This window comes from Bacteroidales bacterium, assembly GCA_035647615.1.
Taxonomy (GTDB): domain Bacteria; phylum Bacteroidota; class Bacteroidia; order Bacteroidales; family 4484-276; genus SABY01.
The window spans coordinates 86596-112009 of record DASRND010000038.1; the positions used below are offsets into that span (position 1 = coordinate 86596).

The following is a 25414-nucleotide window of genomic DNA, read 5'->3' on the forward strand; positions in this document are numbered from 1 at the left end:
TCTGTGCCTTCGTGGCTCTGTGGTGATGCAGTTTTCTTCCTCTGCGCCTCAGCGTCTCTGCGGTGAAGCTCAATTGGAAGAAACAGCAGCTTAAAGATATTTGGCTTGCAAGAGATAATTTTTCACATAGTCATCCACACCGGCTTCGAGTGAGGTAAAGGTGCGGCTATACCCATAATCCCGCACCTTGTTCATGTCGGCCTGGGTGTAATATTGGTATTTGTCACGGATGTCTTCGGGTGTATCAATAAATTCTATCACCGGCTTGCGACCCATAGCGGCAAAGGTGGCGTTGGTAAGATCGAGAAAAGTGCGGGCCGTGCCGGTGCCCAGATTGTATAATCCGGGTTGCCGCTGATGTGCAGCAAAAAACAGCAACGTTTCCACCACATCTTTCACATACACAAAGTCGCGCATTTGTCCACCATCGCTAAAGTCGGGATGATGCGACCGGAAGAGCTTCATCTTACCGGTTTTTTCTATCTGATAAAAAGCATGCATAATCACAGAAGCCATGCGTCCTTTGTGGTATTCGTTGGGGCCATAGACATTAAAAAATTTAAAACCAGCCCAAAAAGGAGGAGTCTGCTTTTGGTTCAACGCCCATTTGTCCAATTCATTTTTGGAAACACCGTAAGGATTTAGCGGCTTTAGTTGAGGAACAATGTCGTGGCTATCCGTGTAGCCATGCTCGCCCATTCCGTAGGTAGCTGCCGAAGAAGCGTAAAGCAACGGAATTTGATAACGCGCACAAGCCTCCCACATTTTTTTGCTGTAGTTAAGATTGAGCCTGTCGAAGACGGACATATCAAATTCGGCGGTGTCGGTGCGGGCGCCAATATGAAAGATGGTTTCGACCTCTTTGTGGTTTTTGTCGAGCCAGTCGAAGAACACATCACGATGCACCTGCTCCGCAAACTTCTTTTTGCTTAGATTTTTTAGCTTTTGTTCGTTTCCAAAATCATCCACCAGCAACAGGTCGTGGCGCCCGATGTTATTCAGTTTTGATGTCAATGCACTGCCGATAAACCCGGCAGCGCCCGTTATTACTATCATATCGAAGTATTTTTCAATTACAATTAAGTTGAACAGGATTTCAATAAAATCCAAAATACATTTATTCGGCTTCTTCCAAAAACCTTCGCGCCAGCGGCATCGACAAGCGGCTAATGGTGTCCATCCTTTCGGGATGCCACTGCACGCCCAGCAAAAATGGCTTGCCATCCGGCTTCTTCCAACCTACAGCTTCAATAACTCCATCATTGGATACAGCCAAAACTTTCAGATCGTCAGCCGTACGCTTCACAGCCTGGTGATGGTTGCTGGTGACGCTGTCGCCGCTTTTTGCACCCATGCCCGTAAGCATATTATCCGGCAGAATCATCACCCGATGATAGCATTTCTGCCAGTCGATGCAACGATGATAAACAGCCGTTTGGATTTCAGTCGGAATATCCACCACCAACGAGCCGCCCAATGCCACATTGAGAATTTGCTGTCCGCGGCAAACTCCCAGGATTGGCAATTTACGCTGCAGCGCCTGCTCTATCAGCAAAAACTCGAGTGAATCCCGATAATGGTTAAATCCATCGCAGCGAACAGTATCTTCGGTTTGGTTGTAATAGCCGGGATAAACATCCTCGCCACCGGTAAGCAGCAACCCCGTGCAGTCGTCGAAGATGATGCCTGCGGAATCCCATGGATATTGGTTCATCACCTCATAGCGCACCTGCGGATCGGCATAACGAAGCCATTGCAAATAGCTGTTACCGGCAGTATCGCCACCGATGTACGAAATAGCAATCAGACGCGGCTTAGGAGCCGGTTCCGTTTGACAAGCTGAAAATATCAGCACAAACAACATCAAAGCTGCCAGGCTGTAGAGTTTTAAAACAGATGTTTTCATCAGCAAAATTTATTATGCTGCAAATGTCGGCAAAAATCTTTTGTCATTTCAGAGATAGCCCTCGGCATGGAAATCGCGCGTGAGCAAAACATAATCTTCTGTGTATTTACCATCCGACTTCCTCACGGTAAGATGTTGGATAATAATTTTATCGGCAGGCTGCTTCGCCAGCAACAAGATTCGTCGTGAGGGCACGCGCTCCGGAGTTGGCAACACAAAAAGCTGCTGCTGCAGATACAGACCGTTAGCCTCGGCGCCAGCACAAAAATCGACTGCTTCGGCTATGGGCAATATCACCGCCAGCCTTCCTTCCGTAGCAAGCAACAATAAGCTGCTGCCGATGAAATCTTCTATCGAAAGATTCACGTTGTGTTTGGCCATCTTCAACCGCTCATCGGCAGGCAAAAGACTGTTGCGAAAAAACGGAGGATTGCTCACGATGAGATCGTAAAGCTGAGATTGTTGCAAAGCAAATTTTTGAAAAGCAATACAATGTGCCTTGAGGCGATTGCCCCACGGAGAGTTGCGAAAGTTTTCGGCAGCTTCCTGCACGGAAGCCTGGTGGATGTCGATGGCATCGATGAAAGCCCGCGAGCGCTGCGCCAGCATCAAAGCGATGATGCCACTGCCGGTGCCCACGTCGAGCACGCGCCGCTCCTGCCCTACAAGCGGCAGCCAGGAGCCCAGCAACATGGCGTCGGTACCGGCTTTCATGGTGCTTTGGTGGTGGCTTAACGTAAACTGTCTAAAACGGAAAGGTTCTGGTGCAGCTTTCATTGCATGCAGTTGGATTATTTATTAAGGTCAATCAACCCTTCGGGCAGATCGAGGTAAAGGATTTTCTTTCGTTTGTTGATCTTCACAATAAATTCATCGACAAACGGAATCAATATTTCATCTCCGCTATGGTCTACCTGCAGCAGCGCCTGCTCCGTCGATTCTATCAGATCGGTGATTTGCCCCAGCTCCCCTGCAGTTTTATCAACGACAGTATAATTGGTGAGCTGATGATGATAAAGCTGATTGGGTTGAGTGGCAGGCAAATCCTCCTCGGCGATGTAAACTTTGTATCCGGTGAGCTGCTGCGCCAGCTCGGGCGTGTCATAATCCTGCAGCCACAACCGCAACTGTCCGGAACCGGAACCCGATTGCTGATCGACAAAAAAAGGAACCAATCCACCGTCAATCTCCAGAAAGAGTGTTTTGATGTCTACAAATCTTTCGGCAGGATGCTGCCCGGTGCTGATGGTGAGCTGTCCGGTTTTGCGGTTGGCTTTGGTAATGGGACCTAGTAAAACGCAGGTTTCTTTCGTCATGCTTTTCTAAAATTATGATAATTATTTGGGGGAGGTATTCTTTACAAACTAAACAAATAAAAAACCGGAGCAGCAGCCGTTATTACTATCGGTCTTACCACTCCGGCTTATGATGATCCTAAAGAGGAGAAGCGCTAGCTTATTTCTCTGTCGACTCCTGCTCTGGTTCTTTTTGTTCGGTAGGTTCTTCAGGTGCAGCTTCTTTTGCAGGTTCTGCGGCTTCTTTTGTAGCTGGAGCTTCTTTCGCAGGTTCTGCTACTTCTTTGGCAGATGGAACTTCCTTGGCAGCCGGAACATCCTTAGCAGTGGGAACCTCCTTGGCTCTGGCTTCCTCTTTGGCTTTTTCAGCATCCTTGGCTTTGGCTTCCTCTTTAGCTTTGGCTTCCTCGTGGCGCGCGCGCGCTTCAGCCGCTTGTTTTTCTATTTCAGCAGCTCTGCGGCGAGCAATCTCCTCCATACGCTCTTCGTTGATCTTGATTTCAACGTCGGTGCGTTCTTTGGCTACGGAACGATCTTTATTTTGTATCTCGCTCTGTGCTCTTTCGATCTTGGCCTGTTTGGCTTCGTCCCATTCCTGGAATTTCAGATCGGCTTGTTGCTGGGTTAAAGCGCCTTTTTTGACGCCCTTTTGCAGGTGATTTTTATACATCACACCTTTGTAGGAAAGCAATGTACGAACGGTGTCGGTTGGTAATGCGCCGACCTGAATCCAGTGTATGGCTCTGTCGAAATCAATGTTGATTTCTGCAGGTCTCGACACCGGATTGTAGGTGCCAATTTTCTCGATAAATCTGCCGTCGCGTGGTGCCCGACCATCCGCAATTACGATATGATAAAAAGGTTGCCCTTTTTTACCATGCCTTTGTAATCTAATTCTTGTTGGCATAAAATGATAATTTGTTTAAAAATTTGTATTAAAAAAGTGGCGGCAAAGGTCTGATTAATTTCTTGAACAACAAAATGTTATTTGCTTTTTCCGCAAAGGGCATGGCGCAAGGCGCAAAGAGCTTGGCGCAGAGAGCTTGGCGCGGAGAGCTTGGCGCAAGACACCGGAAGCCGGGTTCGCAGCCCTAAAAGGGATGCAACCCTTATTTGTTAAAACAATGATAGGATAGAAGATTAAAAAAGCTCCATTCATCAATCGATTAGCTGCCACGGATAGATTTTGTAATACAATGACAAGACGGTGACTGTAGGCTTTCTTCGAGGCAGGGATTGGAGCGACACCCTGTCGCTGCAGCAGCTGATGTTTTTTGTTGGCGGGCGGAGGCTGACGCAGGAAGCCCACGTACCACCTACAAAAACACAGCCGCTGCAAGACGGGTATAGCGGAAAGCCCGCCCGGCCTCCCTAATAAAAACTGAAATTAGAAATTAGAAAACAACTTTCGGAATGATGATTTTACCCAAAAGGCGAAATAAACCAGCTTGCTTCTAAATTATGATCCAACGCTTTTGGTAGCTAAATTTTGATGAGATTTGCAGGATTAAAAATTACTATTATTATATCAAAACCAACAGCTATGCAAGGAAGAACTTTTGTAGAAAAGATTTTTGATGCTCCCGCCGGGAGTATCGTTTTCAAAAAACCTGACCTCATCCTCACCCACGACAATACCGCCAGCATCGATGCTACGTTCAAAAAGATGAACGGCCAGCGTGTTGCCGATCCCGACCAATTGCTCATCGTGCTCGACCACAATGCACCGCCCACCAGCAGCAAGCTGGCCAACCAATACCAGCAGGTGCGCGACATTGTGAAAGAGCAGGGCATCAGCAAGTTTTATGATATCGGCCGTGGCATTTGCCATCAGATCATGTCGTATCATGCCCGTCCGGGAATGGTGGTGGTAGGCAGCGACAGCCACACCTGCACTGCCGGAGCTTTCAACGCTTTTGCTGCCGGCATCGACCGCACCGAATCGGCAGGACTTTGGCGCCAGGGCGAAACCTGGTTCCGTGTTCCGGAAACACTCAAGATCACGCTCAACGGGAAACTGCCCGCAGGCGTATTTGCCAAAGACCTCTCACTCTGGATCATCGGCATGATTGGCAGCAGCGGCGCCGACTATATGTCGATAGAATACCACGGCGACGGCGTGAAAACGCTTTCGGTGTCGCAACGCATGACCATCGCCAACCTGGCTTCGGAGATGGGTGCTAAAAACGCCGTTTTCCCCTGCGATGAAGTTTTGAATAAATTTCTTGGTGAAGAAACAAAAGGTGTATGGGCTGATGCCAATGCGCGCTACGCTCAGGAAATTGAAATAGACATGAACAAACTTTTCCCGGTGGTAGCAGCGCCCCATCATGTGGACAATGTGAAAGCGCTCTCGGAAGTACAAGGCACACGCATCGACCAGGCGCTGGTAGGCACGTGCACCAACGGCCGGATGGAAGACCTGAGGGAAGCCGCCGCCGTGCTCAAAGGCAAACAATTGCCCGTCACCGTACAAATGTTGGTGATTCCTGCTTCCCGCGAAATCTATCTGGAAGCGCTCAAAGAAGGTGTCATTGAAATACTCATCGAAGCCGGCGCTCAGGTGCTTTCGACTTCGTGTGGCCCGTGTCTGGGCACAGGCCAGGGAATTCCCGCCGACGGTTACAATGTAATTTCTACCGCCAACCGCAACTTCAAAGGGCGCATGGGCAACAAAGAATCCAGCATTTATCTGGCTTCGCCGGCAGCCGTGGCCTGGTCGGCACTCAAAGGTGAGATCACCGACCCGCGCGGCATCCGTGCCAACGATGTGTTTCCCTACCAGCGCGAGCAAAGCGCTACCGTGGAAGTTGCCGCCACCGATGACCGCTACACCGACAGCATCTGGAACTACGCCGACGTGGACAACCTCAACACCGACCAGATGTTTGCCGGAAACCTGACCTACACCGTGCTTTCGTCGGAAGCAGAAAAGATACTTCCTTATCTTTTTAAAGGTTTCGACGATAGCTTTTCGGAACGCGCGCAGCAAAACGACATCATCATCGCCGGCGCCAACTTTGGCTGCGGGAGCTCCCGTGAGCATCCAGCAGTAGGATTGGCACACATCGGCATCAAAGCAGTGATTTGTAAATCGGTAAACCGGATATTCTATCGCTCGGCAGTAAACCAGGGATTGCCCATCATCATTCTGCCCGAGGCTGTGGATGCTTATCATCAGGGCGACGAAACTAAAATTGATTTCGAAAAAGGAACCGTTACCATCGCTGGTAAAGAATTCCATTTTGCCCCCCTACCCGACAAGCTGATGAAGATATTCGATGCTAAGGGTTTGGTGAACTATATCAAGGAAACTGTTTGATTTTTAAGTTTCAAACAAAACATACATAGGCGGATAGGTTCAGCCTAGGCTGGTTTCGACATCGCTCAACCACAGCCTAAGCTGAATCTATTTTTGCAGGCTGAGCCTCGTCCAAACCCTAAGCCTCGTCCAAACTCAGAGTCAAATAATTGCGGAATACCTGGACGGCTGGTCATTTTAATACATACCATTTTATTTCCAAAGCCACAGGTAATTTACTTCCGAAAACGCGCGCAAAACAATTGAAATAAAAAACTGTTATCCCACAGTCAACAACAGCTTTTTTTATAAAAATAAATGAAGAAATCCTTCAAGATACTGGGCATCATCATCGCAATAGTGGTTGCCTACCTCATAGTTTTACAGCTTTACCCCAAAAATGCAGGACGTTTTCCGTTTCTGGTTGTCTTGTTTTTTGGCGACTATTATTTGTGGCGCTCCATCCGCGAATGGATGCAACGCAAAGGCGAAGCACTGCGGTATTTTCTTACAATGCTTTACTGGGTTCCTTTTGCAATGATCGTCGGCGCTACCCTTGCTCTCCTGGCTTTTCCTAATTTGACATGGAACCGCCCCACCGAGATTTATTTCTATGGGTTCATCTTCGTTGCGTACGTTTCTAAATTCATTCCCATCCTGTTTTTGCTTTTGGCTGATGTTATCCGCGGTCTGCGCTATTTGCTCTTTAAGACACGCGCAGTACGTCGGGAAAGCACGCCCGACGGGGAAACCAAGCGTATAACAAGAAGCGAGTTCCTGAAAACCACCGGACTCATTGGCGGTGGGTTGCTTTTCAGCGGATTGATGGCAGGCATGGTAAAATGGGCTTTTGATTTCAAAATACATCGCCATCAGGTGCTTTTGCCAAATTTGCCCATTTCCTTCGACAGGCTTCGCATCATTCAGATTTCGGATATCCATCTGGGTAGTTGGGCCAGTAAGCAGGCATTGCGCGAAGCCATCCATCGCATCAACGAGCTGGAGCCGGACCTTATATTTTTCACCGGCGACCTGGTAAACAATAAAACCGATGAAACCGCTCCTTTTGAAGATATTCTGGGCGAGTTGAAAGCTGCATCAGGCATCTATGCCACCCTGGGCAACCACGACTACGGTGACTATGTGCGCTGGCCGAGCAAAGCTGCCAAGCAAGAAAATATGCAGCAGCTCTATGATCTTTATAAAAGATTGGGATGGGAATTGCTCAACAACGAAAACCGGATTTACGACAACGGCGATGGTAAGCTGGCGGTGATCGGCGTAGAAAACTGGGGCGACTTCGGAAGCTTTCCCAAACATGGCGACCTCGACAAAGCCATCGTCGGCGCCGAAGATGCCCGTGTGAAGCTGTTGCTTTCGCACGACCCTTCACACTGGGACAAAGTGGTGACAGAGCGTTTCCGCGACATCGACATCACCTTTGCCGGCCACACCCACGGCTTCCAGTTTGGCATCGAAATAAAAAATATAAAATGGAGTCCGGCACAGTACGTCTATAAACACTGGGCTGGCATGTACGAGCGTTTTTCGCCTGAATCGCAACTGCAGCGCCTCTACGTAAATCGCGGCCTGGGCAACATCGGCTATCCCGGCCGGGTGGGCATCCTCCCCGAAATTACACTGATGGAGCTGGTGAAGGGGTAGGAATCGAGAAGCCTAGTTTTAATAAAATTCAGAAAAACACCTCCCCCTCAAAAATACCCAGCCGGCACAAAATCGGATTATCCGCTCTGCCGCTCCTTGAGTTGATAAAATACGCCCCGCTGCTGCTCTATGGTTTCGATTTTATTGTCGGCGTCGAGCACATCCAGATATTTATTCACTTCGTTGATGTGCATGCCCAGGATGCTCGTCAGATCGTGGACTGTACATGGCCTACGGGCAATGGTTTCGAGTATGGCGGCTTCGGCATCTTTTCGATACGACTGCACTTCGGTTCGTTGCTTGGCTGCGGCAATGATTTCGACATTCGGGAGCTGCCAGAAGTCAACCACACGCTGCAACTCTTCGCGGGTAGCTCCCCGTAATCCGGTGATGGTGCCGGGGCGGTCGAGCGTGTTGATTTGTATGGAGTCGGGCTTGATTTTCAAAATGGCATTTTTGATCCCGGTAAGTTCCGGCTCATCATCATTGTAGCCGGGCAGGATGAATATCTCCAACCAAATCTTCCCTTTAAATTCCTTTCTGAATTCAACCAATCCGTCGATGTATTTTTCGACGCTGAGATTTTCGTGGGGTCGGTTTATTTTTCTAAAAGCCTCGTCGGTGGCAGCATCGAGTGAGGGGAGCACAACATCAGCACCTACAATTGCATCGCGAACGTTTTTATCATAAAACAGCGTGGCATTGGTCAAAACCGCCACCGGGATTGCAGGCTTGTTTTCTTTTATAAACTGCAGGATTTCGCCAATATGAATATTCAACGTGGGCTCACCCGACCCCGAGAAGGTGATAAAATCAGGATCAGGATTGTTGTTGAAATAATCCGTCAGCTCCTCTTTTATCCTGGCCATTTTGAGGTATTCCTTTCGGTCGATGGTGAGCTTGGTGGTTTTGCCCACTTCGCAATAGACGCAATCGAGCGTGCACACTTTGCGGGGAACCAGATCGACGCCAAGCGAAATTCCAAGCCTGCGCGATGGCACAGGGCCAAATAGATATTTGTACATGAAAGGTGGTTTTCTTTTAGTTTAACTAGGGAACTCAATCAATAAATCTCAAAATCAAAAACTCAATAACCAGGTTTCGAAAAGCTGGCTTCGACTTGGTTCGGCTCCGCTCACCAACCGACGCTCAGCCACCACAACCAGCGGCAATACTAAAGAAACGAAATGAATCGCTATCCTTAACTTTGGATTGTGGCTTTTGGGATTTATTTGTCAATTGATATTTGTGTTTTGTAATTTGAACACTAATTGTATTGTATCCTCAGCTCCTCATTGGTTAGCGTAGGTTTTATCAGCTCCTGCCACATATCTCCACGCCAGGTTTCGAGGTTTTGATGGGTGTCGTAATATTTCTGGGGGATTGGATGCGTACCCACCACCACTTTTATTTTGTACTTCTCTTCGATAAACCTTTTGAAATAATTGACCGAACGACACGGCGGATAGCCGACCACCATTCCGGTGGCAAGATGAATTACTTCAGCGCCGTTTTTGATCATTTCGGCAGCGGCGTATTCGATGTTTCCACCGGGGCAGCCGCCACAACTGGTGTATCCTACAACTTCAAGCTCTTCGGCAGGATCGTAAATATCAAAAGCTCCTTCACGGTTTTTCACGGCTTTAAAGCATTTTCCACCAGCACAGCTCTTGTATCTGTTGCAAATAATGATTCCTATTTTCATCTGTCTGTTTTTTTATGAATGAAGGTGTAAAGGTAGAAAATATTCTCGCGCAAACTTTCTTTCATTTTTTGACATGATTTTTCAAAATTGATGATGCCGCCCGGTTGGTGCTTTTACCGATTTCGCAACCAATATCATAGCGCTTTGCGCCATGCTAATGATCCCCCCCCATGGGGGCTATGATGCCATTTTTTTCAAACAAGGGGGTCAAAAAGGACTGATGTCGTTTTTTATAAATAATCCTCAAAATAAAGATAGAACCATCGCTTCATTTGCAGGGCTGTGAACGCCAATCGGTAGACATCGAATTTTTAAAATATTGATGCTAATCCAAAATAAATTATCCCGGGCAAACAAAAAGGAGCTACCCACAGGCAGTCCTTTTTTTTAATAAATATAACATGACTTTTTACCCAATTGAAATGGTTTTTTTTTGGGTTTTTGTTTTGGGGTTTACTCTTCTTATGCCGATTTATTCAAAAGGCAAAACTCCGGAAAACAAAAAAGCGACCCTCGCAGGTCGCTTTTTTTAATATTCAAAAACCATCTCGCAACGCGTCTGGTTGCGACAGGATGATATTAGCGGGCGTATTTGAAATCTTTGCCAGGATAATAAGCTGCGCTGCCCAGTCCTTCTTCTATGCGCATGAGCTGGTTGTATTTTGCAACGCGGTCGGTACGGCTTGCTGAACCGGTTTTTATCTGCCCGGTGTTGAGAGCAACGGCCAGGTCAGCAATAGTGGTATCTTCGGTTTCGCCCGAACGGTGGCTCACTACGGCAGTGTAGCTATTGCGATAAGCAAGATTAACGGCTTCGATGGTTTCGGTAAGTGTACCGATCTGGTTAACCTTTATCAGGATCGAGTTGGCGGTCTTTTTATCGATACCTTCCTGCAGGCGTTTGGTACTAGTAACAAAAATGTCGTCGCCCACGAGCTGAATTTTGCTACCCATGCGCTGATTCATCAGATGCCAGCCATCCCAGTCGTCTTCGTCCATTCCGTCTTCGATAGAGATAATAGGATAGCGTGTAATCCAGTCGTTCCAGAAATCGACCATTTGTGCTGGTGTGAGCTTTTCACCGGTTGATTTCTTCAGATGGTATTTGTTCTCGTCCTTCAGGAAATATTCGCTTGCAGCGGGGTCGAGCGCCATGTAGATATCTTCGCCTGGTCTGTAACCGGCTTTCTCGATAGCTTGCAGGATAAGCGTCACAGCCTCTTCGTTGGACTTAAGGTTGGGAGCAAATCCGCCTTCGTCGCCAACGTTGGTAGAATAACCACTTTTTTTAAGCACGGCTTTAAGCTGATGAAATACTTCGGCGCCCATGCGGATAGCTTCGGTAAAAGTAGGTGCATTGACAGGCATGATCATAAACTCCTGAAAGTCGATGCTGTTGTCGGCATGTGATCCGCCGTTCATGATGTTCATCATGGGGATGGGAAGTGTGTTGGCACCAACGCCACCAATGTAGCGATAGAGCTGCTGACCAGTTTCGATGGCAGCGGCTTTGGCACAAGCCAGAGACACGCCAAGAATAGCATTAGCACCCAGGTTTCCTTTGTTGGGTGTTCCGTCGAGTCCGATCATCTTGCGATCGATCTCTACCTGATCGAGCACGTATTCACCGATGAGTTCATCACTGATGATATTATTGACGTTGTGAACGGCTTTTAAAACACTTTTTCCAAGATAGTTATCTTTTTCGCCGTCGCGTAATTCCACAGCTTCGTGCACTCCGGTGGAGGCACCTGAAGGCACGGCAGCACGACCTACCACGCCATTATCTGTTAATACTTCTACTTCCACAGTGGGATTGCCACGCGAGTCGAGAATTTGTCGTGCGTGGATATTTGCAATTGTACTCATAAAAATTATTTTTGATGATTTATACTACATAAAAAAGGATAAAGCAACGACATCGCCTTATCCTTTTATAATTTTTAACCTTCAAAAGGTTACTCTTTTTTGGTGCTTTCGTCGTCGTTTTCAGGTTCCTGTTCGGTTTCAGCCTGCTGCTGATCAGTTTGCTCAGCAACATCTTCAACTTCCTCAGGTTGCTGATCGGCAGGAGTGGATTCTGTTTCTTCCATTTCTTTTTCTTCCTCTTCAGCTTCAGCGACAACTACAGGCGTCTCTTCTTCTTTAGCCGGAGCAACAGCTACAGGCTTTTCTTCTTCAGCTTTGGCCTGTGGTTTGTTTTTCTCTTCGGTTTTGGCTTTGGGAACTGCGACAGGAGCTACTGTATCGGCACCACTTTTTTTGCGGCGGCGACGACGACCTGTTGATTTCTCTTCGACTTTTCCACCTCCGAGCAGGTTCTCGTTGTAATCTACCAGTTCCATCATGCACATTTCGGCGTTGTCACCTTCACGGGTGCCAAGTCTTATGATGCGGGTGTATCCGCCGGGACGGTCGGCAACTTTAACAGATACTTCGCGGAAAAGCTCTGTCACAGCTTCTTTGCTTTGCAGATGACTGAATACCATCCGGCGCGAGTGCGTAGTGTCGGTCTTGGAGCGCGTTATCAATGGTTCGACATAAATCCGCAATGCTTTGGCTTTGGCCACGGTGGTGGTGATTCGCTTGTGCAAAATGAGCGAGGTGGCCATGTTGGACAACATCGCGCGGCGGTGGGAACTGGTTCTGCTTAAATGATTAAATTTCTTACGGTGTCTCATCTTACAATTATTCCTTGTCTAATTTATACTTCGAAGTATTCATTCCAAACTCCAGATTTTTGGATTTCACCAGCTCTTCGAGTTCAGTAAGTGATTTCTTACCAAAGTTGCGAAACTTCAGCAGATCGTTTTTGTTGAAAACCACCAGGTCGCCAAGTGTTTCTACATCAGCAGCCTTCAAGCAGTTGAGTGCGCGCACCGAGAGATCCAGATCGAGCAGCTTGGTCTTGAGCAACTGCCGGACGTGAAGTGAGTTCTCGTCAAATTCTTCGCTAACATTTTTCTCCTCGGTCTCCAGTGCTATTTTTTCGTCGGAGAAGAGCATGAAATGATAGATAAGAATGCGGGCTGCCTCTTTGAGTGCATCTTTGGGATGGATAGATCCATCGGTAAGAATCTCGATAATGAGTTTTTCGTAGTCGGTTTTTTGTTCTACCCTGAAGTCCTCCACATCGAAATTGACGTTGCGGATAGGCGTATGAATGGAATCCATAGCGATAGTGCCTATGAGTGCATTCATATCCTTATTTTCTTCGGCAGGCACATAACCACGCCCTTTATTGATGCTGAGTTCCAGCGACAGCTTAACATTAGGATCCATCGTACAGATCACTATTTCGGGATTGAGCACCTGAAACACCGACAAGTATTTATTGATGTCGCCGGCTTTAAACTCTTCCTGTCCTGAGATAACGATGTGTACTTTTTCGGCGTTGGTATCGTCGACGAGTTTCTTAAAACGAATTTGTTTCAAGTTAAGAATCATCTCGCTTACATCTTCCACCACGCCTTTGATGGTAGAGAACTCCTGCTCCACCCCCTCAATACGGACGTTGGTTATGGCAAAACCCTCGAGCGAAGACAAAAGAATGCGGCGCAGTGTGTTACCAATGGTAATGCCAAAACCGGGTTCAAGGGGGCGAAACTCAAAAGATCCACGGTAGTCATCCGATTCGATCATGATCACTTTTTCGGGCTTCTGAAATGCTAATATTGCCATGATATAAACCTTTGGTTTTTTGTTTTAAATAAAAAAATAAAAAATCTATTACGCTTACTTAGAATAGAGCTCTACGATGAGTTGCTCGTTGATATTCTCAGGAATATCACTTCTTTCGGGATAGTTCAACAATTTCCCGGAAAGTTTCTCTTCGTCCCACTCCAGCCAGGGGTAAGGATTGGTGCGCGAAGACAATGCTTCGCTGATAACCTCGAGTGATTTGCTACGCTCGCGGATGCCTACAATGTCGCCGGGTCGTACAGCAAACGAAGGAATATTCACAACTTCGTTATTGACCACGATGTGTTTGTGACCAATGAGCTGACGGGCTGCTGCACGGGTAGGAGCTATTCCAAAGCGGTATACCAGGTTGTCGAGGCGTGTTTCGATGAACTGCAACAAGACTTCGCCGGTAACGCTACGTTTTTGCGCAGCTTTCGTAAAGGTATTTCTAAACTGCTTCTCCAGAATACCATAGGTGTATTTGGCCTTCTGTTTTTCAGCCAGCTGAAGCCCGTATTCCGACTCTTTCTTTCTACGCCTGGTTTGCCCATGCTGTCCGGGAGGATATTTTTTCTTCTCGAAGGATTTATCAGCACCGAAAAGTGGCTCGTTAAACTTACGCGAGATGCGCGTTTTTGGCCCAATGTATCTTGCCATTTTTATCTATAATTAAATTTCTAACAAACAAATATCTTAAACTCTTCTTCTTTTAGGCGGGCGGCAACCATTGTGAGGCAAAGGCGTAACGTCGTTAATCTCGGTTACTTCGATGCCAGCAGAGTGGAGGGTACGAATGGCCGATTCGCGACCGGAGCCGGGGCCTTTCACATACACTTTTACTTTGCGCAAGCCTGCATCGAAAGCTACTTTGGAGCAATCTTCGGCGGCAGTTTGTGCTGCATAAGGTGTGTTTTTCTTCGAACCTCTGAAACCCATTTTCCCTGATGACGACCAGGATATTACCTGCCCGACATTGTTGGTAAGGGTAACAATGATGTTGTTGAAAGAAGCGCTGATGTATGCTCTTCCGTATGGTTCAACTTTCACAACCCGTTTCTTGGTTGTTTTTCCTGTTTTAGCTGATTTTGCCATTTTCTATTTATTTCTTACTTAATTTTCGCAAAAACAATATCCCGAACAAGCATCAACCGGTTGGTGCTTTCTTTTTGTTAGCAACAGTTTTCTTGCGGCCTTTACGGGTACGTGCGTTATTTTTGGTTGATTGCCCACGCAGGGGTAATCCCAAACGATGGCGGATACCACGGTAAGTACCGATGTCCATGAGCCGTTTAATGTTCATCTGCACTTCAGAGCGCAGTGCACCTTCCACTTTGTACTCATCGGAAATCAGGCCGCGGATCTTGTTTTGTTCGTCATCGTTCCAGTCCTGAACCTTTTTGTCGAGGTCTACTTCGGCTCTTACCAGTATCTCGGTAGCCAGGCTACGGCCGATACCGTGGATGTAAGTTAGCGAAACGACACCGCGCTTGTTCTTTGGTATGTCAACACCTGCAATACGTGCCATAATGTTATCCTTGTTTTAATAAAATTAGTTACTATCCTTGTCTTTGCTTTAACTTAGGATTTTTTTTGTTAATGATGTAAAGCCTGCCTTTACGACGCACGATCTTACAATCTGCGGTTCTCTTTTTAATTGAAGCTCTTACTTTCATGACTAATTGTGTGTGTTACTTGTATCTGAATGTAATTCGTCCTTTTGTCAAATCATACGGCGACATAGCAATCTTCACGCGGTCGCCAGGCAGTATCTTGATGTAGTGCATGCGCATTTTACCAGAGATGTGAGCTGTGATTACGTGCCCATTCTCGAGTTCCACGCGAAACATGGCATTACCCAATGATTCTACTACTGTTCCGTCCTGCTCGATGATAGGTTGCTTGGCCATAAAATTTTTTATCGTATTCTATTTAATTAATTTTTAGTTTTCAATGCTTGTTCGATGTAGTCGAAAGTCGAAAGTATTTCGGCTTTGCCGCGTCGCACCACCACGTCGTGTTCGAAGTGTGCTGATGGTGTTCCATCGTGGGTGCGTATTGTCCACCCGTCGCGCTGCTGAAACACTTTTTTGCCGCCCAGGTTAATCATTGGCTCAATGGCTATCACCATTCCTTCGCGCAACTCTTTGCCTTTTCCGCGTCGGCCAAAATTGGGCACCTCGGGAGGCTCATGCAAATTCCGTCCTAAACCGTGACCAACCAAATCGCGAACAACGCCATAACCAAAACCTTCAACATAGGTTTGTATTGCATAGCCAATGTCGCCAACACGGTTTCCGGCAACCGCAGCCTCTATTCCCAGGTACAACGATTCGCGTGTACGCTGCAGCAAGAGCTGTATTTCTTCCGAAACTTCGCCTACCATAAAAGTGTAGGCAGAGTCGCCATGAAAACCATTGAGCACCGCTCCACAATCTACCGAGATGATGTCGCCATCGCGCAAAGCGTAATCGCCGGGGATTCCATGTACCACTTCGTCGTTGACGCTGGTACAAAGTGTGGCCGGAAATCCTCCATAGCCTTTGAAACCCGGCACGGCACCATGATCGCGAATAAACGTCTCGGCCACCGCGTCAAGCTCGCGCGTAGTAACACCAGCACGCACATGAAGCGCTACCTCAGCCAGTGTTTTTCCAACAAGTAATGAACTGATTCGTATTAATTCTATTTCTTCTTCTGTTTTAATCAAAGCCATTGTAGTATGCTTACGTCGGAGGAGTGCAAAATTACATCCCCAATGATGAGCGTCCTTTTATACGTCCTGATTTTGTCAAACCATCGTAGTGGCGCATCAACAGATGACTTTCTATCTGCGAAAGCGTATCCAAAACAACACCTACCAAAATGAGTAGCGAAGTGCCTCCATAAAACTGGGCAAACTGCTGATTAACCCCAATGAGACTTACAAACGCAGGCATGATGGCTACCAATCCCAAAAATAGTGAGCCGGGTAATGTAATGCGTGACATCACAGTGTCGATAAACTCGGCGGTACGTCTACCGGGTTTTACACCAGGGATGAAGCCTCCGTTCTTTTTCATATCATCAGCCATCTGATTTGGATTTACGGTGATAGCTGTATAAAAATAGGTGAAAAGAACGATCATCAGGAAAAAGACAAAGTTGTACCAAAATCCGTTCATGTTGGTAAATGCTGCCAGAACCCCTGACAAAGCCTCCGACTGAGCATAGTTGGCGAGGGTAAGCGGCAGAAACATAATTGCTTGTGCAAAAATGATGGGCATAACGCCTGCAGCATTCACCTTGAGAGGAATGTACTGACGCACGCCGCCGTACTGACGGTTGCCGACCATGCGCTTGGCATACTGCACAGGAATACGACGTGTACCCTGAATGAGTAGGATGGTAAGCAAAATGACGCCGACCAGAATAATAAGCTCGATGATAAATACTACCAAACCACCGCCTTGTTCTTCCATGCGCGAGATAAACTCACCAAAAAGTGCAAAGGGCAAGCGGGCGATAATACCAATCATAATGATCAATGAGATACCGTTGCCGATGCCCTGGTCGGTAATTTTCTCGCCAAGCCACATAACGAACATCGATCCGGCGGTAAGCATGATGATGGATGATATTCCAAAGAACGAGAAAATAGTGTGCGAAGTAATCGATGGATCGAACGGGTAGATGGCTTCGCCAGGCAACGAACTAACGATATTGGCGATGTAGGCAGGCGATTGGAAAATCAGGATGATCACCGTAAGATAACGAGTGATCTGGTTGATTTTTTTCCGACCGCTTTCACCTTCACGCTGCAACTTCTGGAAATAAGGAATTGCCATTCCAAGCAGCTGCACCACGATGGATGCCGAGATGTAGGGCATAATACCGAGTGCAAAGATGGAGGCGTTGGCAAAAGCTCCGCCGGAGAACATATTAAGCAGCCCCAGCAGCCCACTTGAAGTTTGCTGATGTAAAGCGCCCAACATGGACGGGTCAACACCAGGTAATACCACAAACGAACCAAATCGATAAAGCAGGATGATACCCAGAGTGAAACCTATTCTGTTTCTTAGGTCTTCAATCTTGAAGATGTTGCGTATGGTTTCGATTAATTTTTTCATCAAAAATTAGATTTTTGTAGCAACGCCACCTTTTTCTTCGATAGCCTGTATTGCTGATTTTGAAAATGCATGTGCGGTGACTTCTATTTTGGCTTCGAGCGTTCCACGACCCAAAATCTTTATCAGGTCGCGTTTTTGCGCTAAGCCATGAGTGATGAGCACATCGATATCAAAAACTGTAATATTGTTTTCGTCGGCCAACATCTGAAGTTTATCCACATTGATACCACGATATTCTACGCGGTTAATATTTTTGAAACCACCTTTGGGAACACGGCGGTACAATGGCATCTGTCCACCTTCAAAGCCGGCTTTTGATTTATAGCCTGATCTTGATTGGGCGCCTTTGTGGCCTCTTGTGGAGGTACCTCCTCTTCCGGAACCTTGTCCGCGGCCGATTCGTTTTCTGTTGCTAGTTGAACCTTCTGCCGGTTTTAAATTACTTAAATCCATTGTACGTGTATGGGTTAAGATTGTTTATAATTCTACGATTTCCAATAAATGCTTCACTTTGTTGATCATTCCCATGATCTGTGGAGTAGCGTCATGTTCAACGGTGCGATGCATTTTGTTTAGGCCCAGGGCCTGTAGTGTGCGTTTCTGATCGATCGGGCGGTTTATTCCGCTGCGTATCTGTTTGATTTTTATCTTACTCATTGCTGTAATAATTTTTCGGATTTAACCATTAAATACTTTATCGAGCGAAATGCCTCTCATCTGTGCTATGGTGTATGGGTCACGAATCAGGAGCAGTGCGTTGATGGTAGCTTTTACTACGCTGTGCGGGTTGGAAGAGCCTTTGCTCTTGGCCAGCACATCTCTGATGCCAACACTCTCGAATACGGCACGCATGGCACCACCAGCGATAACACCGGTACCAGGAGCAGCAGGCTTCATAAAGACTTCGGCTCCGCTGAATTTTCCGGTAACTTCGTGTGGAATTGTGCCATGGAGAATAGGAGCTTTGATCAGGTTTTTCTTGGCATCATCGATACCTTTGGCAATAGCCGAGGTAATCTCTTTTGCTTTTCCCAAACCATATCCTACTACACCATTTTCATTGCCCACCACTACGATAGCCGAGAAACTGAAGGTACGTCCACCTTTTGTAACTTTGGTTACACGCTGAATGCTGACAAGCTTATCTTTAAATTCGATCTCGCTCGATTTAACTCTTTGTACGTTTACGTTTGTCATAATAGCTTAAAATTTAAGACCACCTTTTCTTACTGCTTCGGCCAAAGCTTTAATGCGTCCGTGATAGAGATATCCGTTGCGATCGAACACGACGGTATCAATACCAGCATCCTGGGCTTTTTTGGCCATCAGATTACCCACTTTTTGCGCCTGCTCTATCTTGTTGGCTTTGCTTTCTTCGCCAGCAACATCTTTGCTTAGGGAAGAAGCAGCAGCAAGAGTGCGACCATTGATGTCGTCGATAAGCTGGGCATAAATTTCTTTATTGCTTCTGAATACCGACAGACGAGGACGTTCGGCAGTACCGGAAATGGTCTTTCTGATACGTTGTTTGATCCGAAACCTTCTGTGTTGTTTTTTACTTTTTATTGCCATTTCTCAATGGATTTTTATCTGATTTACAATAATATTGTGACTATTAACCTGCAGCAGCTTTACCAGCTTTGCGTTTGATTTCTTCGCCCACAAATTTGACACCTTTACCTTTGTAAGGCTCTGGCTTGCGCAGCGAACGTATTTTGGCAGCTATCTGACCAACGAGTTGTTTGTCAGAGGATGTCAATGTTATGGTAGGGTTTTTACCACGTTCGGTAAGAGTTTCAACCTTAATTTCGTCAGGCAACACAAGCACGAAATTGTGCGAGTATCCGAGAGCGAGTTCGAGCTGCTGTCCGTTAGCCTGTGCTTTGAAGCCCACGCCCACGAGTTCCTGCTTTATGGTGAAACCTTCAGTAACGCCTTGTACCATATTAGCCAGGAGCGCACGGTAGAGACCATGAAGGGCTTTGTGACGCTTTTGCTCGGTAGGACGCTGCAGAACGATGTTTCCGTCTTCAACACCGACGATAATGTCGGGATCTACTTTTTGATGTAGCGTGCCCAACTTACCGCTAACGGTAACCAGGTTGTTGTCGGTGATTTCCACCTTAACACCTTCGGGCAACGCAATGGGTGATTTTCCTATTCTTGACATGATAATGTTCTTTTTAGCTGATGTAACAAACTACTTCTCCGCCAACATTCTGTGTGCGGGCTTCTTTGTCGGTCATCAGGCCCTTGGAGGTGCTGATGACAGCAATGCCCAGGCCGTTGAGAACGCGCGGCAGCTCTTCGTGGCTGACGTAGCGGCGCAAACCAGGCGTACTGGCACGACGCAGCTCGGTGATAGCCGAAAGCTTGGTTACCGGATGATATTTCAAAGCTATCTTAATGATAGCCGGGAAAACATCGTCTACGAATTTGTAATTTAGGATGTATCCTTTTTCGTAGAGGATCTTGGTAAGTTCCTTCTTAAATTTTGATGCCGGAATCTCCACCACACGATGGTTGGCCATTATGCCGTTGCGAATTCGGGTGAGATAATCTGAAATAGGGTCAGTAACCATATCTTGCAGGATTGTTTATTATTCTTAATTCTTATTTTACCAACTAGCTTTTTTCACGCCGGGGATCAAACCTTTGAGTGCCATCTCGCGGAAGTTGATACGCGATACGCCAAACATCCTCATGTATCCTTTGGGGCGTCCGGTGAGTTGGCAACGATTGTGCAAACGCACAGGCGATGAATTTTTGGGCAGTTTTTGAAGGCCGATATAATCACCAGCTTCTTTGAGTGCCGCACGCTTTGCAGCGTATTTGTCAACGAGTTCTTTTCGTTTGACTTCTCTTGCTTTCATTGACTCTTTAGCCATAAACCACGTCAGTTTTTTGATTTTTAAATGGAATGCCAAATGCTTTGAGCAGCTCCAGTGCTTCTTTGTCGGTGGTGGCAGTGGTTACAAAAGTAATGTCCATGCCATTGATCTTGGTCACCTTGTCCATAACGATTTCCGGGAAGATGATCTGCTCGGTGATGCCCAGGGTATAGTTGCCACGGCCATCGAAGCCTTTGTCGTTCACACCGCGGAAGTCGCGGATACGAGGGATAGCTACCGAGATGAGTCTGTCCAGAAATTCATACATCTGATTCTGCCGCAGGGTAACGCGCACACCAATGGGCATGCCTTTACGCAGCTTAAAGTTGGAGATGTCTTTCTTGCTCTTGGTAGGCACAGCTTTCTGCCCGGTAATCATACTGATCTCGCTAATGCCCGAGTCGATAAGTTTCTTGTCGGCAATTGCGTCACCGATGCCCTGGTTGATAGCAATTTTTATCAAACGTGGCACCTGCATAGGGCTTTTATAGTCGAACTTCTTGTTAAGTTCGGGGTGTATTTCTTCGAAATACTTTTTCTTAAGTCTTGGAATGTAACTCATTATTTAATTACCTCCCCTGATTTTTTTGAATAGCGGACATTTTTACCTGTTTTTTCATCTGTTTTGCGACCTACGCGGGTAGGTTTTCCGGAGCCATCAATTACCTTAAGGTTGGAGATGTGGATAGGGGATTCTTTCTTCACGATACCACCTTGCGGATTCTGAGCATCAGGTTTTGCATGTTTTGTAACCATGTTCACCCCTTCTACGATGGCGGTTTTCTTTTTGTGATCCACCACCAGCACCTTGCCTTGCTGCCCCTTGGAGTCGCCGGTGATAATCATCACATTATCACCTTTTTTTATATGCAATTTATAGTTATCCATTGTTCTGAGTTTTATTAAAGTACCTCTGGTGCCAGAGAAACAATTTTCATGTACTGTTTTTCTCTAAGCTCACGTGCTACCGGCCCAAAGATACGGGTTCCAATCATTTCGCCAGTAGCGTTGAGTAGTACCACAGCATTGTCGTCGAAGCGGATGTAGCTTCCGTCGGTGCGGCGTGTTTCTTTTTTGGTGCGTACTACCACCGCTTTGGTTACCGTACCTTTTTTGATGTTTCCCGAGGGAATCGCATGCTTTACGGTACAAACGATGATGTCGCCGATGGTTGCATAGCGCTTGCGGGTACCCCCCAGCACACTGATGCAAAGCACCTCTTTGGCGCCGCTGTTATCAGCAACCAATAGTCTGGATTCTTTCTGTATCATGATTACTTAGCTCTTTCGATGATTTCCACTAATCTCCAACATTTATTTTTGCTCAATGGCTTGGTTTCCATGATGCGCACTCTGTCGCCGATTTTGCATTCGTTGTTCTCGTCGTGAGCCGAAAACCGGGTAGTTTTCTTAACGAACTTTTTGTACATGGGATGTTTTACCCTTCGCTCGACCTGCACCGTGATAGACTTGTCCATCTTGTCACTTGTAACCAGGCCTGTACGCTCTTTCCTTAACGGTCTTGTTATTTTGGCTTCCATTGTTATGCAATCTGATTATAATTTACCTTGAAGTTTTCTTTTGCGGATCTCTGTTTTGAGCCGTGCAATGGTGCGGCGATAGTCCACAATTTTATTCGGATTTTCCAGAGGACTTACCGCATGGTTAAGCTTGAGGCGCGTAAGTTGTTTTTCCTCCCCTTCGAGCCGTTCGATCAAATCGTCGTTAGCTAGTTCTATTATTACATTCTGTTTCATAGTTCCGAAATATTATTCTGAGTAATCTCTTCTTACAACAAACTTGGTAGTAACGGGCAGTTTTTGTGCTGCAAGCCGCAAAGCTTCTTTGGCTACTTCCATGGGCACCCCGTCGGCTTCGAAGAGCATGCGACCAGGTGTAACGCGTGCCACGAAATATTCGGGAGCACCTTTACCTTTGCCCATACGAACCTCAGCAGGTTTCTTGGTCACGGGTTTATCTGGAAATATCATGATCCAGATCTGTCCTTCACGTTTCATGTGACGTGTTACTGCCTGACGTGCAGCTTCTATCTGTCGTCCTGTTATCCAGGTCTCCTCTAACGATTTGATACCGAAGGAGCCGAAAGCAAGCTGGGTACCACGGTGGGCATTGCCTTTCATTTTGCCTTTCTGCTGCTTTCTGAATTTGGTTTTCCTTGGCTGTAACATTGTTTTATATAATTAAAAAAAATGAATACTCTTTGTGATTATTAGTCTCTACGCTGGCGTGGCGGACGAGGAGCACGGGGGCCACGAGGGCGTTTTCCGCCAGGGCCTTGCTGCTGCTTGCTGTCGCCGGGTGTAGTCATTGGAACCAGCTCAGGGTTGCCAAACACTTCACCTTTGCAAATCCAAACTTTTATACCAATACGTCCGTAGGTAGTGTGTGCTTCGGCATGAGCATAGTCGATGTCAGCGCGCAGAGTGTGCAATGGCGTACGGCCTTCTTTGTACATTTCGTTGCGAGCCATCTCCGCTCCACCAAGTCGGCCTGATATCAACACTTTGATACCTTCGGCACCAATGCGCATGGTACTGGCCACCGAGGTTTTTATGGCACGACGAAAAGAGATACGACCTTCAATCTGACGGGCAATTCCGTTGGCTACCAACACAGCATCAAGCTCGGGGCGCTTTATTTCGCTGATGTTGATCTGAATCTCTTTGCCTGTGAGTTTTTTGAGCTCCTCTTTCAACCGATCCACTTCCTGTCCGCCTTTTCCGATGATGATACCCGGCCGTGCGGTGTAAATGGTAACCGTGACAAGCTTAAGTGTACGCTCTATGTATATCTTTGAGATACCGGCTTTGGAGAGGCGGGCATTGAGGTATTTACGAATTTGATCGTCCTCCACCAGCTTGGCGCCAAAACTTTTGCCACCGTACCAGTTCGAATCCCATCCTTTGATGATTCCTAACCTAAGACCTATTGGATTAGTTTTCTGTCCCATTAATTATTTTGATATAAATTATTAATATCTATTTTATTCCTGCGTATCTGCCAATTGAACCTGACGGCTATCCACCACAACAGTAACGTGATTAGAGCGTTTGCGGATGCGGTGAGCTCTGCCTTGCGGGGCAGGGCGAATGCGCTTGAGCTGTCGTGCGCTGTCCACCATTACCGATTTAATGTACAGATTGCTGTCTTCCAATCTTACTCCCTCATTTTTCTCCTGCCAGTTGTTGATGGCTGAAACTATGAGTTTGTAGAGACGATCAGCAGCGTGATTAGGCTTGAACTTAAGCATATTCAAAGCCATTTCCACGCCTTGACCTCTTACCAGGTCCGCCATCAGCCGCATCTTACGTGGCGATGTAGGGCAATTGTTAAGCTTGGCGACATAAAGTGTCTTTTTAGCTTCTTTGCGTGCTTGCGCAGTGTTATGTTTTCGTGCTCCCATGATAGTTTATCTCCCTTTTTTATCTTTTCTTGCTACCGGCATGACCTCTGAACTGACGTGTAGGTGCAAATTCTCCTAACTTGTGACCTACCATATTTTCGGTTACATACACCGGAATGAATTTGTTTCCATTGTGCACAGCAACAGTAAGTCCGACAAAATCGGGTGAAATGATAGAGGCTCTCGACCAGGTTTTTATCACTGATTTTCTTTTGGCTGCCTGACTTTCAAGCACCTTTTTTTCGAGCTTGAAGTAAATGTATGGACCTTTTTTAAGCGAACGACTCATTGTATCAATAGTTTACTTGTTACTTGTTACTTCTTCCTTCTTTCGACAATGTACTTATTGGAGATTTTTTTCTTGCTGCGGGTTTTGAAACCTTTGGCGGGCATCCCATTACGTGATCTGGGCAAGCCACCTGAAGCGCGGCCTTCTCCACCACCCATTGGGTGATCTACCGGATTCATTACAACACCACGAGTACGGGGGCGACGACCCATCCAACGGGTACGACCAGCTTTACCTGATATCTCCAGGCTATGGTCGGTATTGCTCACCATGCCGATGGTAGCTTTGCAAGTCTGCAACAGCATACGAGTTTCGCCTGAAGGCAACTTTATGACGGCGAATTTTCCGTCGCGCGACATAAGCTGTGCATACGAACCTGCGCTGCGGGCCATTTTGGCTCCCTGGCCAGGACGCAACTCTATGTTGTGAATCACAGTACCAAAAGGAATTTCACTAAGGAAGAGTGTGTTGCCAACATCAGGTGATACACCTTTTCCCGACTCAATTTTCTGGCCTACTTTGATGCCATTGGGGGCAATGATGTAGCGTTTCTCGCCATCTTCGTATTTTACCAGCGCAATGCGTGCACTACGGTTGGGGTCGTATTCTACGGTTTGTATCTCTGCAGCCACGCCGTCTTTATCTCTTCTAAAATCGATGCGACGATACTTCTGCTTGTGACCACCGCCCAGATACCGCATGGTCATTTTTCCAGTGTTGTTCCTACCACCCGACCTTTTCTGGGGTTCCAGCAAACTCTTTTCTGGTTTATCGGTAGTGATCTCATCAAACGCACTAATAAGCTTAAAGCGCTGACTGGATGTCGTTGGTTTGTATTTTTTTAAAGCCATTTATCTTAAATATTGCTGTAAAAATCAATAGTTTCACCTTTGGCCAATGTAATGATGGCCTTCTTTGTTGCCCTGGTTCTTCCGCTAATGAGACCGGTTTTGGTATAACGCGATTTGAGTTTACCTGCATTGTTCATGGTGTTAACACTTTCGACCTCTACACCGTACAGGCTCTCAACAGCTTGCTTAATCTGAACTTTATTGGCTTCCTTGCGAACGATAAAGCCATACCGGTTGAGCTTTTCGCCCAGTTCAGTCATCTTTTCGGTAATGATCGGCTTAATAATAATATTCATTT

The 25414-nt window shown here is 46.7% G+C and carries 37 protein-coding genes and 1 pseudogene; 3 read left to right on the top strand and 35 right to left on the bottom strand.

Annotated features, from left to right (window positions below):
• Positions 1–90 precede the first annotated feature (90 nt).
• The 5 genes from rfaD to VFC92_14415 all read right to left on the bottom strand — a co-directional run bounded on the left by rfaD (position 91) and on the right by VFC92_14415 (position 4108).
• The gene (gene rfaD, locus VFC92_14395) at positions 91–1056 is read right to left on the bottom strand and encodes an ADP-glyceromanno-heptose 6-epimerase (GenBank protein HZK09371.1); all 966 of its coding nucleotides are present in this window, start codon (positions 1054–1056) and stop codon (positions 91–93) included.
• Between the two features lie 61 nt (positions 1057–1117).
• Complete coding sequence (locus tag VFC92_14400; GenBank protein HZK09372.1) at positions 1118–1906, bottom strand: gamma-glutamyl-gamma-aminobutyrate hydrolase family protein; 789 nt, start codon at positions 1904–1906, stop codon at positions 1118–1120.
• A gap of 48 nt (positions 1907–1954) precedes the next feature.
• Entirely contained in the window at positions 1955–2683 is a 729-nt protein-coding gene (locus VFC92_14405; protein HZK09373.1) for a methyltransferase, read from the bottom strand.
• Positions 2684–2697: 14 nt separating this feature from the next.
• On the bottom strand, positions 2698–3222 hold the full coding sequence (rimM, locus tag VFC92_14410; protein HZK09374.1) for a ribosome maturation factor RimM: 525 nt from the start codon (positions 3220–3222) through the stop codon (positions 2698–2700).
• Positions 3223–3361: 139 nt separating this feature from the next.
• Positions 3362–4108, bottom strand: a complete 747-nt coding sequence (locus tag VFC92_14415; protein HZK09375.1) for a 30S ribosomal protein S16 — start codon at positions 4106–4108, stop codon at positions 3362–3364.
• A 300-nt stretch (positions 4109–4408) separates the two neighbouring features.
• Here VFC92_14415 and VFC92_14420 point away from each other — a divergent pair, with 300 nt between their 5' ends.
• The 3 genes from VFC92_14420 (at position 4409) to VFC92_14430 (ending at position 8167) form a co-directional block, all read left to right on the top strand.
• Positions 4409–4576 carry a hypothetical protein gene (locus VFC92_14420; GenBank protein HZK09376.1) on the top strand — a complete coding sequence of 56 codons (168 nt, stop codon included), beginning with the start codon at positions 4409–4411 and terminating at the stop codon, positions 4574–4576.
• Positions 4577–4744: 168 nt separating this feature from the next.
• Positions 4745–6523: an aconitase/3-isopropylmalate dehydratase large subunit family protein gene (locus tag VFC92_14425; GenBank protein HZK09377.1), complete on the top strand. Its 1779-nt coding sequence runs from the start codon at positions 4745–4747 to the stop codon at positions 6521–6523.
• Between the two features lie 297 nt (positions 6524–6820).
• Positions 6821–8167 (top strand): metallophosphoesterase, encoded by a 1347-nt coding sequence (locus tag VFC92_14430; GenBank protein ID HZK09378.1) that lies wholly within the window; start codon positions 6821–6823, stop codon positions 8165–8167.
• A 77-nt stretch (positions 8168–8244) separates the two neighbouring features.
• Here the strand turns inward: VFC92_14430 and VFC92_14435 are convergent, their stop codons facing one another.
• From VFC92_14435 to rplW, 30 genes and pseudogenes are all read right to left on the bottom strand, one after another.
• A complete protein-coding gene (locus VFC92_14435; GenBank protein ID HZK09379.1) occupies positions 8245–9192 on the bottom strand; it encodes a radical SAM protein in 948 nt (315 codons plus the stop codon).
• A 242-nt stretch (positions 9193–9434) separates the two neighbouring features.
• Positions 9435–9872, bottom strand: a complete 438-nt coding sequence (locus VFC92_14440) for a CGGC domain-containing protein (protein HZK09380.1) — start codon at positions 9870–9872, stop codon at positions 9435–9437.
• A gap of 579 nt (positions 9873–10451) precedes the next feature.
• Positions 10452–11741 carry a phosphopyruvate hydratase gene (eno, locus tag VFC92_14445; protein ID HZK09381.1) on the bottom strand — a complete coding sequence of 430 codons (1290 nt, stop codon included), beginning with the start codon at positions 11739–11741 and terminating at the stop codon, positions 10452–10454.
• Positions 11742–12127: 386 nt separating this feature from the next.
• Positions 12128–12553, bottom strand: a pseudogene (gene rplQ / locus VFC92_14450) (50S ribosomal protein L17).
• Between the two features lie 7 nt (positions 12554–12560).
• Positions 12561–13553 carry a DNA-directed RNA polymerase subunit alpha gene (locus tag VFC92_14455; GenBank protein ID HZK09382.1) on the bottom strand — a complete coding sequence of 331 codons (993 nt, stop codon included), beginning with the start codon at positions 13551–13553 and terminating at the stop codon, positions 12561–12563.
• A gap of 54 nt (positions 13554–13607) precedes the next feature.
• Positions 13608–14213 (bottom strand): 30S ribosomal protein S4, encoded by a 606-nt coding sequence (rpsD, locus tag VFC92_14460; GenBank protein HZK09383.1) that lies wholly within the window; start codon positions 14211–14213, stop codon positions 13608–13610.
• A gap of 36 nt (positions 14214–14249) precedes the next feature.
• Positions 14250–14648, bottom strand: a complete 399-nt coding sequence (rpsK, locus tag VFC92_14465; GenBank protein ID HZK09384.1) for a 30S ribosomal protein S11 — start codon at positions 14646–14648, stop codon at positions 14250–14252.
• 52 nt (positions 14649–14700) lie between these two features.
• Entirely contained in the window at positions 14701–15084 is a 384-nt protein-coding gene (rpsM, locus tag VFC92_14470; protein ID HZK09385.1) for a 30S ribosomal protein S13, read from the bottom strand.
• A gap of 28 nt (positions 15085–15112) precedes the next feature.
• Positions 15113–15229: a type B 50S ribosomal protein L36 gene (gene ykgO, locus VFC92_14475; GenBank protein ID HZK09386.1), complete on the bottom strand. Its 117-nt coding sequence runs from the start codon at positions 15227–15229 to the stop codon at positions 15113–15115.
• 15 nt (positions 15230–15244) lie between these two features.
• On the bottom strand, positions 15245–15463 hold the full coding sequence (infA, locus tag VFC92_14480) for a translation initiation factor IF-1 (GenBank protein HZK09387.1): 219 nt from the start codon (positions 15461–15463) through the stop codon (positions 15245–15247).
• A 26-nt stretch (positions 15464–15489) separates the two neighbouring features.
• Positions 15490–16269, bottom strand: coding sequence for a type I methionyl aminopeptidase (map, locus tag VFC92_14485; protein ID HZK09388.1), 780 nt, complete (start codon positions 16267–16269; stop codon positions 15490–15492).
• A 31-nt stretch (positions 16270–16300) separates the two neighbouring features.
• Positions 16301–17662: a preprotein translocase subunit SecY gene (gene secY, locus VFC92_14490; protein ID HZK09389.1), complete on the bottom strand. Its 1362-nt coding sequence runs from the start codon at positions 17660–17662 to the stop codon at positions 16301–16303.
• A gap of 6 nt (positions 17663–17668) precedes the next feature.
• Positions 17669–18115, bottom strand: a complete 447-nt coding sequence (gene rplO, locus VFC92_14495; protein ID HZK09390.1) for a 50S ribosomal protein L15 — start codon at positions 18113–18115, stop codon at positions 17669–17671.
• A 24-nt stretch (positions 18116–18139) separates the two neighbouring features.
• Entirely contained in the window at positions 18140–18319 is a 180-nt protein-coding gene (gene rpmD / locus VFC92_14500; GenBank protein HZK09391.1) for a 50S ribosomal protein L30, read from the bottom strand.
• Between the two features lie 21 nt (positions 18320–18340).
• Positions 18341–18859, bottom strand: a complete 519-nt coding sequence (rpsE, locus tag VFC92_14505) for a 30S ribosomal protein S5 (GenBank protein ID HZK09392.1) — start codon at positions 18857–18859, stop codon at positions 18341–18343.
• Between the two features lie 6 nt (positions 18860–18865).
• Positions 18866–19234, bottom strand: coding sequence for a 50S ribosomal protein L18 (gene rplR, locus VFC92_14510; GenBank protein ID HZK09393.1), 369 nt, complete (start codon positions 19232–19234; stop codon positions 18866–18868).
• Positions 19235–19277: 43 nt separating this feature from the next.
• Complete coding sequence (gene rplF, locus VFC92_14515; GenBank protein ID HZK09394.1) at positions 19278–19832, bottom strand: 50S ribosomal protein L6; 555 nt, start codon at positions 19830–19832, stop codon at positions 19278–19280.
• Between the two features lie 13 nt (positions 19833–19845).
• Complete coding sequence (gene rpsH, locus VFC92_14520) at positions 19846–20244, bottom strand: 30S ribosomal protein S8 (GenBank protein ID HZK09395.1); 399 nt, start codon at positions 20242–20244, stop codon at positions 19846–19848.
• Between the two features lie 36 nt (positions 20245–20280).
• Positions 20281–20550: a 30S ribosomal protein S14 gene (gene rpsN / locus VFC92_14525; protein ID HZK09396.1), complete on the bottom strand. Its 270-nt coding sequence runs from the start codon at positions 20548–20550 to the stop codon at positions 20281–20283.
• Positions 20543–21115, bottom strand: a complete 573-nt coding sequence (rplE, locus tag VFC92_14530) for a 50S ribosomal protein L5 (GenBank protein ID HZK09397.1) — start codon at positions 21113–21115, stop codon at positions 20543–20545. The genes rpsN and rplE overlap by 8 nt, the downstream gene beginning before the upstream one ends.
• The gene (gene rplX / locus VFC92_14535) at positions 21115–21441 is read right to left on the bottom strand and encodes a 50S ribosomal protein L24 (GenBank protein HZK09398.1); all 327 of its coding nucleotides are present in this window, start codon (positions 21439–21441) and stop codon (positions 21115–21117) included. Before rplX ends, rplE begins: the two co-directional genes overlap by 1 nt.
• Before the next feature lie 14 nt (positions 21442–21455).
• Positions 21456–21824 carry a 50S ribosomal protein L14 gene (gene rplN, locus VFC92_14540; GenBank protein ID HZK09399.1) on the bottom strand — a complete coding sequence of 123 codons (369 nt, stop codon included), beginning with the start codon at positions 21822–21824 and terminating at the stop codon, positions 21456–21458.
• A gap of 2 nt (positions 21825–21826) precedes the next feature.
• A complete protein-coding gene (gene rpsQ, locus VFC92_14545; protein ID HZK09400.1) occupies positions 21827–22093 on the bottom strand; it encodes a 30S ribosomal protein S17 in 267 nt (88 codons plus the stop codon).
• Between the two features lie 15 nt (positions 22094–22108).
• Positions 22109–22309: a 50S ribosomal protein L29 gene (gene rpmC, locus VFC92_14550; protein HZK09401.1), complete on the bottom strand. Its 201-nt coding sequence runs from the start codon at positions 22307–22309 to the stop codon at positions 22109–22111.
• Between the two features lie 12 nt (positions 22310–22321).
• Positions 22322–22741: a 50S ribosomal protein L16 gene (gene rplP, locus VFC92_14555; protein ID HZK09402.1), complete on the bottom strand. Its 420-nt coding sequence runs from the start codon at positions 22739–22741 to the stop codon at positions 22322–22324.
• Between the two features lie 41 nt (positions 22742–22782).
• Positions 22783–23523, bottom strand: coding sequence for a 30S ribosomal protein S3 (gene rpsC / locus VFC92_14560; protein ID HZK09403.1), 741 nt, complete (start codon positions 23521–23523; stop codon positions 22783–22785).
• A gap of 33 nt (positions 23524–23556) precedes the next feature.
• Positions 23557–23976, bottom strand: coding sequence for a 50S ribosomal protein L22 (rplV, locus tag VFC92_14565; protein HZK09404.1), 420 nt, complete (start codon positions 23974–23976; stop codon positions 23557–23559).
• A gap of 19 nt (positions 23977–23995) precedes the next feature.
• Positions 23996–24265 carry a 30S ribosomal protein S19 gene (rpsS, locus tag VFC92_14570; protein HZK09405.1) on the bottom strand — a complete coding sequence of 90 codons (270 nt, stop codon included), beginning with the start codon at positions 24263–24265 and terminating at the stop codon, positions 23996–23998.
• Positions 24266–24291: 26 nt separating this feature from the next.
• Positions 24292–25116 carry a 50S ribosomal protein L2 gene (gene rplB, locus VFC92_14575; protein HZK09406.1) on the bottom strand — a complete coding sequence of 275 codons (825 nt, stop codon included), beginning with the start codon at positions 25114–25116 and terminating at the stop codon, positions 24292–24294.
• 5 nt (positions 25117–25121) lie between these two features.
• Entirely contained in the window at positions 25122–25412 is a 291-nt protein-coding gene (gene rplW, locus VFC92_14580; protein HZK09407.1) for a 50S ribosomal protein L23, read from the bottom strand.
• Positions 25413–25414 lie beyond the last annotated feature (2 nt).

Excerpts from the sequence above, each read along its gene's own strand:
- VFC92_14400 (HZK09372.1), bottom strand. The coding sequence starts at position 1,906 with ATGAAAACATCTGTTTTAAAACTCTACAGCCTGGCAGCTTTGATGTTG.
- rpsH (HZK09395.1), bottom strand. The coding sequence starts at position 20,244 with ATGGTTACTGACCCTATTTCAGATTATCTCACCCGAATTCGCAACGGC.
- rplB (HZK09406.1), bottom strand. The coding sequence starts at position 25,116 with ATGGCTTTAAAAAAATACAAACCAACGACATCCAGTCAGCGCTTTAAG.
- rfaD (HZK09371.1), bottom strand. The coding sequence starts at position 1,056 with ATGATAGTAATAACGGGCGCTGCCGGGTTTATCGGCAGTGCATTGACA.
- rpmC (HZK09401.1), bottom strand. The coding sequence starts at position 22,309 with ATGAAACAGAATGTAATAATAGAACTAGCTAACGACGATTTGATCGAA.
- VFC92_14435 (HZK09379.1), bottom strand. The coding sequence starts at position 9,192 with ATGTACAAATATCTATTTGGCCCTGTGCCATCGCGCAGGCTTGGAATT.
- rplF (HZK09394.1), bottom strand. The coding sequence starts at position 19,832 with ATGTCAAGAATAGGAAAATCACCCATTGCGTTGCCCGAAGGTGTTAAG.
- rimM (HZK09374.1), bottom strand. The coding sequence starts at position 3,222 with ATGACGAAAGAAACCTGCGTTTTACTAGGTCCCATTACCAAAGCCAAC.
- eno (HZK09381.1), bottom strand. The coding sequence starts at position 11,741 with ATGAGTACAATTGCAAATATCCACGCACGACAAATTCTCGACTCGCGT.
- rplO (HZK09390.1), bottom strand. The coding sequence starts at position 18,115 with ATGGATTTAAGTAATTTAAAACCGGCAGAAGGTTCAACTAGCAACAGA.
- rpsD (HZK09383.1), bottom strand. The coding sequence starts at position 14,213 with ATGGCAAGATACATTGGGCCAAAAACGCGCATCTCGCGTAAGTTTAAC.
- rplN (HZK09399.1), bottom strand. The coding sequence starts at position 21,824 with ATGATACAGAAAGAATCCAGACTATTGGTTGCTGATAACAGCGGCGCC.
- VFC92_14430 (HZK09378.1), top strand. The coding sequence starts at position 6,821 with ATGAAGAAATCCTTCAAGATACTGGGCATCATCATCGCAATAGTGGTT.
- rplP (HZK09402.1), bottom strand. The coding sequence starts at position 22,741 with ATGTTACAGCCAAGGAAAACCAAATTCAGAAAGCAGCAGAAAGGCAAA.
- rpsK (HZK09384.1), bottom strand. The coding sequence starts at position 14,648 with ATGGCAAAATCAGCTAAAACAGGAAAAACAACCAAGAAACGGGTTGTG.
- rpmD (HZK09391.1), bottom strand. The coding sequence starts at position 18,319 with ATGAGTAAGATAAAAATCAAACAGATACGCAGCGGAATAAACCGCCCG.
- rpsQ (HZK09400.1), bottom strand. The coding sequence starts at position 22,093 with ATGGAAGCCAAAATAACAAGACCGTTAAGGAAAGAGCGTACAGGCCTG.
- VFC92_14415 (HZK09375.1), bottom strand. The coding sequence starts at position 4,108 with ATGCCAACAAGAATTAGATTACAAAGGCATGGTAAAAAAGGGCAACCT.
- VFC92_14455 (HZK09382.1), bottom strand. The coding sequence starts at position 13,553 with ATGGCAATATTAGCATTTCAGAAGCCCGAAAAAGTGATCATGATCGAA.
- VFC92_14425 (HZK09377.1), top strand. The coding sequence starts at position 4,745 with ATGCAAGGAAGAACTTTTGTAGAAAAGATTTTTGATGCTCCCGCCGGG.
- rpsE (HZK09392.1), bottom strand. The coding sequence starts at position 18,859 with ATGACAAACGTAAACGTACAAAGAGTTAAATCGAGCGAGATCGAATTT.
- rplX (HZK09398.1), bottom strand. The coding sequence starts at position 21,441 with ATGGATAACTATAAATTGCATATAAAAAAAGGTGATAATGTGATGATT.
- VFC92_14440 (HZK09380.1), bottom strand. The coding sequence starts at position 9,872 with ATGAAAATAGGAATCATTATTTGCAACAGATACAAGAGCTGTGCTGGT.
- rplR (HZK09393.1), bottom strand. The coding sequence starts at position 19,234 with ATGGCAATAAAAAGTAAAAAACAACACAGAAGGTTTCGGATCAAACAA.
- infA (HZK09387.1), bottom strand. The coding sequence starts at position 15,463 with ATGGCCAAGCAACCTATCATCGAGCAGGACGGAACAGTAGTAGAATCA.
- rplV (HZK09404.1), bottom strand. The coding sequence starts at position 23,976 with ATGGGAGCACGAAAACATAACACTGCGCAAGCACGCAAAGAAGCTAAA.
- VFC92_14405 (HZK09373.1), bottom strand. The coding sequence starts at position 2,683 with ATGAAAGCTGCACCAGAACCTTTCCGTTTTAGACAGTTTACGTTAAGC.
- rpsS (HZK09405.1), bottom strand. The coding sequence starts at position 24,265 with ATGAGTCGTTCGCTTAAAAAAGGTCCATACATTTACTTCAAGCTCGAA.
- secY (HZK09389.1), bottom strand. The coding sequence starts at position 17,662 with ATGAAAAAATTAATCGAAACCATACGCAACATCTTCAAGATTGAAGAC.
- rpsN (HZK09396.1), bottom strand. The coding sequence starts at position 20,550 with ATGGCTAAAGAGTCAATGAAAGCAAGAGAAGTCAAACGAAAAGAACTC.
- rplW (HZK09407.1), bottom strand. The coding sequence starts at position 25,412 with ATGAATATTATTATTAAGCCGATCATTACCGAAAAGATGACTGAACTG.
- map (HZK09388.1), bottom strand. The coding sequence starts at position 16,269 with ATGGCTTTGATTAAAACAGAAGAAGAAATAGAATTAATACGAATCAGT.
- rplE (HZK09397.1), bottom strand. The coding sequence starts at position 21,115 with ATGAGTTACATTCCAAGACTTAAGAAAAAGTATTTCGAAGAAATACAC.
- ykgO (HZK09386.1), bottom strand. The coding sequence starts at position 15,229 with ATGAAAGTAAGAGCTTCAATTAAAAAGAGAACCGCAGATTGTAAGATC.
- rpsC (HZK09403.1), bottom strand. The coding sequence starts at position 23,523 with ATGGGACAGAAAACTAATCCAATAGGTCTTAGGTTAGGAATCATCAAA.